At 72.9% G+C, this 5827-nt stretch carries 4 protein-coding genes; all 4 read right to left on the minus strand.

Going from position 1 to position 5827, the window contains the following annotated elements; all coding sequences use genetic code 11:
• Positions 1-2475 (minus strand): amino acid adenylation domain-containing protein (locus ACSNN9_RS27405; protein WP_436676171.1); only part of this gene is annotated, 2475 nt, incomplete at its 3' end.
• 161 nt (positions 2476-2636) lie between these two features.
• Positions 2637-3239, minus strand: a complete 603-nt coding sequence (locus ACSNN9_RS27410; protein WP_436676172.1) for a cysteine hydrolase family protein — start codon at positions 3237-3239, stop codon at positions 2637-2639.
• 11 nt (positions 3240-3250) lie between these two features.
• Complete coding sequence (locus ACSNN9_RS27415) at positions 3251-5335, minus strand: amylo-alpha-1,6-glucosidase (RefSeq protein WP_436676174.1); 2085 nt, start codon at positions 5333-5335, stop codon at positions 3251-3253.
• The gene (locus tag ACSNN9_RS27420) at positions 5332-5700 is read right to left on the minus strand and encodes an SCP2 sterol-binding domain-containing protein (protein WP_436676176.1); all 369 of its coding nucleotides are present in this window, start codon (positions 5698-5700) and stop codon (positions 5332-5334) included. Before ACSNN9_RS27420 ends, ACSNN9_RS27415 begins: the two co-directional genes overlap by 4 nt.
• Positions 5701-5827: the final 127 nt, after the last annotated feature.

Below are 5827 nucleotides of genomic sequence, written 5' to 3' on the forward strand. Positions count from 1 at the left end.
GCAGACGGGTGGGGCGTCGCGGAGTCGGGTGGCGAGTTCGTCGAGGTGGTGTTGTGCGTGGGTGCTTTGCCAGTGGTGGCGTTGGCGTTGGGCGATGTCGGCGTACTGGGTGGGCAGGGGTGGTAGTGCGGGGGTGCGGCCGTGGGTGAGGTCGGTGTAGAGGTGGTTGAGTTCGGTGTGGAAGAGGCCGACGGACCAGCCGTCGAGGACGATGTGGTGCCAGGTGAGGCAGAGCACGTGTGCGGTGTCGGAGAGTTGGAGGATTCGGCAGCGTAGGAGTGGGCCGGTGGTGAGGTCGAAGGGTTGGTCGAGTTCGGCGCGCAGGATGTCGCGGATGTGGTGGTCGTGGTGGTGGGGGTCGATGTGGGTGAGGTCGTGGCGGGTGCTGTGGTGGTTCGGGTGGGGGTGGATGATCTGGACGGGGATGCCGTCGTGTTCGGTGAAGGTGGTGCGGAGGACTTCGTGTCGGCGGGCGATCTCGGTGATGGCGGTGTCGAGGTGGTCGAGGTTGAGTTCGCCGTCGATGTGCCAGGCGGTCTGGGTGTTGTAGGCGGTGGATTTCGGGTCGAGGGTGTGCAGGAACCACAGGCGTTGCTGCGCGAACGACAACACCCGACCCGGCGACGAAGGGTCGCCGCCCGGCGCGACGGCCGGGTCGGGTCCGCTCGGGACGCCCTCCTCCCGGTCCGCCAGCGACGCCAGCTCGGCCCGTAGCCGGTCGGCCATCGCGGCCACGGTCTGCGCCTCGAACACGATCGCCGCCGACACCGGCAGCGCGAACCGGTCGCGCAGCCGGACGGCGACCATCGTGGCCCGCAGCGAGTGCCCGCCCAGGGAGAAGAAGTTGTCGTCCCGGCCCGGCGGCCGGCCGAGCACCTCCGCCCAGACCTGCGCCACCTGCCGTTCCAGGTCGTCGCGGGGCGGCTCGCCGACCTGCTCCGCCGGTGTGGGCAGCGCGTTCCGGTCCAGCTTGCCGTGCGGGGTGAGCGGCAGTTCGGCGAGCCGGACCCAGGCGGCGGGCACCATGGTCGCCGGCAGGTACCGGGCGGCGTGCGCGGCCAGCGTCGCGTCGTCCGGGCCGACCTCGGGCACGACGTATCCGACGAGCCGGGGGCCGGCCGTACCCTGGTGCAGACCGACCGCGGCGGCCCGTACGCCCGGGTGACGCAGCAGCACGCTTTCGATCTCGCCCAGCTCGATCCGGTGACCGTGCAGTTTCACCTGGTCGTCGACCCGGCCGGCGAAGTGGTAGGTGCCGTCCGGAAGCTGACGCGCCAGGTCGCCGGTGCGGTAGAGACGGCTGCCGGGCGGGCCGTACGGGTCGGGCGGGAAACGCTCGGCGGTCAGGGCGGGACGGTCGTGGTACCCGCGGGCCACGCCCGGCCCGCTGATGAACACCTCGCCGAGGCTGCCGGCGGGCACCGGACGCAGGTCGTCGGTGAGCAGCCGGATGGCGGCGCCGGCGGCCGGATGCCCGAGCGCGGGCGGGCCGTCGCCCTCGACCGCCACCTCCCCGCTCATGGCCAGCACCGTGGCCTCGGTGGGCCCGTACAGGTTGACGGTGGTGAACGTGTGGTCGGGGCGGGGGCGGGCCAGCAACTGCTGGCCCCCCGCGCCCAGGATGCGCAGCGCCCAGTCGGGCGGCGCCGGCCGGGCCAGCACGGCCTCGGCGAGCGGGGTGGGCATGGTCGCCGAGGTGACCGCGTGCGCGGCGAGCCAGTCCACCAGCCGGTCGGGATCGACCCGGGTCTCGTCGTCGGGCAGCCAGAGGCTGGCGCCGGCCACCAGCGGCGCCCAGATGTCCCACACCGAGGCGTCGAAGCCGGGGGAGAACAGGTGCAGGCAGCGGTCGTCGGGCCCGAGACGCTCGGCGTCGGCCCGCCACCGGGCCAGTCCGCGCAGCGAGCCGTGCTCCACCATGACCCCCTTCGGCAGGCCGGTGGAGCCGGAGGTGTAGATGACGTAGGCGAGGTCGCCCGGGCCGATCGACACGGCGGGCGGACTGTCCGGGTACGCGGCGAGCGTCGCCTGGTCCTCGTCGAGCAGGACGACCGGCGTGCCGGGCGCCACCAGGTCGGCCCGGACCAGCGACCGTACGGTGACGAGCACCCGCGCCCGGGAGTCGGCGAGCATGTGCCGGACCCGCGCGGCGGGGTAGCCGGCGTCGATGGGCAGGTACGCCGCGCCGGCGGTGAGCGCCGCCAGCACGCTGACGATCCCGTCGACGCCGCGGGGCAGCAGGACGGCGACCAGGTCGCCCCGGCCTACCCCGGTGGCCCGCAGGTGCCGGGCGAGCCGGTTGCTCCGGGCGCGCAGCTCCCCGTAGGTGACCCGGGCGTCGTCCGTGCCCAGCGCCAGGGCGTCGCCGGGATGCCGGGCGATCACCTCATGGACGAGGTCCGCCTGGCGTGGCTCGACCTCGACGGGCGACCGGGCCGGGACGGGGTACGCTGACCAACCGCTTTCCTTGATCATGATGCGCCGGATGCTGCCAGCGCGGCAGGCCGCCGTCAATGGAAACGGGCCGGGCTAGGGGCCGCCCGGGCCGTTGTTCGGGGCTTCCCGGCCTGCCGCCGAGCCGGGCCCCGGAGCGGCCGTTCGGGGCCGTCGCCGGGCGACGGTCGACGGCCCCCCGCTCACCTGGACAGGCGGTCGACGACCTCGGCGGCGGTCACCACCTCGCCGAGCTGGCCCAACGTCTCCAGGCTCGCCCGGTGCGTCTCGTCGGTCGCGGCGGTGCAGGCGTCGGAGACGACCACCGGTCGGTAGCCGTGGTTGACCGCCTCGAACAGGGTGCCGGTGACGGAGAGGTTGGTGGCCACGCCGGTGAACAGAACGGTGTCCACGCCCCTGCCCCGCAGCACCGTGTCGAGCTCGCTGCCGAAGAAGCCGGTGAGCCGGACGTGGGTGATGACGACGTCGCCGCCCTCGGGCGCGAGCTCGTCGATGATCTGGGACTTCGGCGCGCCTTCGAGGAGAGCCTGCCGCTCCCGGACCATGGCGAAGCTGGGCGTGTTGGGGATGAGGTCCGGGTAGCCGGGCCGGTGGGCGACCCGCGTGTAGACGACGAGGCCGCCACTGGCGCGCACCGCCGTGGCGACCTGCGCCGCGTACGAGACGACGCGGTGTCGGGAGACCTGCTCGGCGAAGAACGGGCCGAACACCCCGTCGGGGCTGACGATGTCGTGCTGCCAGTGGACGCCGATGACGGCGGTGCGCATCGGGTCGAGTTCTCGCATCGTCCCTCCCGTCACGGGGCGGAGAGTTGCTGCGGCGCAGGCTGGTGGCCGCGCCCGCCCGCGCCGGCCGGCCCTCTGCCGTACGCGTCGAGGCGCCCCCACCGCCCGGGAATGTCGAGCAGCGCCACGAAGTCGAGACTAGCGGGCAGCGCGGGCCTGATCACGAGGTCTTCGCCGACCGGGTTGAGCCCGAGCATCGTGCGCAACAGCAGCAGGGTGGCGCCGGCGGACCACGCCTGCGGGCTGCACGCGGTGGGATAGTTGACCGGGTACTTGGTCTCGGCCCGGCTGTAGCCGGCGAACGCCTCGGGCAGCCGGCCGTCGTAGAAGACCGCCGCGTCCAGGATCCCGGCGGCGATCCGGGCCGCCTCGTCGGCGTACCCGTAACGGCGCAGGCCCCAGGCGATGAACGAGTTGTCGAACGGCCAGATCGTCCCCACGTGGTACCCGATCGGGTTGTAGCGGCCCGCGCCCTCGGCCAGGGTGCGCACCCCCCAGCCGCTGAACAGCGCGGGCGACATCAGGTGCCGCACCAGGGCGGACGCCTTCGACTCGTCGACGATGCCGCTCCACAGCAGGTGGCCGATGTTGGACGACAGGGCGTCCACCTGGCGGCCGTCCCCGTCGAGCGCGAGGGCCATGTACTCCCCGTCGGCGACCCAGAAGTCGCGGTTGAAGCGCCGTTTGAGCTCGGCGGCCTCCCGCTCCAGCCGGTCCGCGTACTCCGGGTCGTGCCAGATCGTCCGGGCCAGCCGGGCCGTGCGCATCTTCGCGTCGTACGCGTACCCCTGCAGCTCGCAGGTCGCCCGGGGGAAGCCGGGCAGCCGCCCGTCCTGGTACGAGATGCCGTCCCAGGAGTCCTTCCAGCACTGGTTCTCCAGGCCGTTGCGGGTGTTGCGCCGCTCGTAGGAGATGTAGCCGCTGCCCGTCAGGTCGGCGTAGTCGTCGATCCAGTCGATCGCCGCCCGCGCCTCCTGTTCCACCGAGCGGACGAGCCCCACGTCGCCGGTCCAGCGCTCGTACTCGTCGAGCAGCACCAGGAACAGGGGAGTGGCGTCGGCGCTGCCGAAGTAGGGGGTGTGCGGCGTGTCCTCGAACACGCTCATCTCCCCGTACCGCATCTCGTGCAGGATGCGGCCCGGCTCCTCCTCCCGGAAGTCGTCGACCCGGCTGCCCTGCCGGAACGCCAGCACCTTGAGCGTGGTGGCGGCGAGATCGGGCGCGAACGGCAGCGCCTGGAGGCTGGTGAGGATGCTGTCCCGGCCGAACAGGCTCATGAACCAGGGCAGGCCGGCGGCCGGCACGCTCCTGTCCTCGGCGAGGAAGGGGCTGAACCGCAGCGCGGCCAGGTCGATGAGGCTGCGCCGGTACGCGCCGCGCAGGGGCTCCCAGCCCGTCTCCAGCCGGGGCGCCTCCGCCAGCCAGTTCTTGAGCCGGCGCTCCTTGTCCCGGGTGCCGCTGACCCGTCCCGGGATCGCGAGCCGCTCCAGCCCTCTCGGCATCGGCAGGTCCGGCTCCGCGGTCAGTCTGGTCCGCCACGTGCTGTGCGGTTCGAGGTGGACCGTGAGCGTCAGCCCGTCCTCGTCCAGCTCGGCCGGCGTCGTCGCGGAGACGATGGTCTCCCGCCTGAACCGCTCCCGCTCGTAGCCGAGGACGAGGCGTCCGTCCTCGACCCGCCGGTAGTGCCGGCCCTTCTTGCGCGCCGTCGCGTCCTTGACCTCGAAGACGTCCGCGAAGTCGGCGTCCACCTCGACCCTGAGGGTCAGGTCGACCGGCCGGCCGTCGTGGTTGATGATGCTCAGTTCCTCGTGCAGGCCGGCGTTGAGCGTGTGCACCCGCCGCACCGAGAGCGTGCTGTTGACGTAGACGTCCTGGTGGCCGGGGACCAGGTAGAACCGGTTCTCGAAGTAGTGGATGTCGTCGATGGCGAGGGTGCTCAACCGCTCCCCGTCGATGGTCAGCACCCACTTCGACAGCAGGCGCGTGTCGTGGGCGAACAGGCCGAGCGGGGTGTCGGGTGACGGCAGGATGTCGCCGGCCCGGTCACAGACCATGAAGGTCGTGCCGTCCAGGATGCCCACCTGGTCGTCAGTCATGGCCGCCTCCCCGGCGTCGCGGCCCCCCCGGACGAGGGCGGCGGCGGGAACAGCCTCCGGACCGTCGCGAAGAGCCGGGGGCTGCCCGCCACGGACGCCTCGCCGCGCAGCACGGTGGTCAGGAAGTACGCCTCCCCGCTGGCGATCCGGTCGAACACCGCCCGGTCCGCCTCGACGACCGCGTCCCCGCCGGTCGCCTCCTCGGTGACCCTGATGTCGCCCTTGTCGATGGAGACCAGCCAGTGGTCGGTCCGGCCTTCGCGGCTGATGTCGAAGCGCACGCTGCCCTCGTCGATCGCCCTCAGCCGGCGGTCGTGCCCACGGCGCGCCAGGCCGTGGAAGAAATCCTCGGTGGCATCCGCCATCGCGACCCCTCCTCACCGGCCACCATTCCCCCCAATGGCCGCGATCGCCTCACCCGGAAGAGGTGAACTTCGCCGCCCCCGCCGCCCTCGTCCGGGGGGGCCGCGACGCCGGGGAGGCGGCCATGAC

It is taken from the genome of Micromonospora sp. URMC 107 (assembly GCF_051386315.1).
In the GTDB taxonomy this organism is placed as follows: domain Bacteria; phylum Actinomycetota; class Actinomycetes; order Mycobacteriales; family Micromonosporaceae; genus Micromonospora.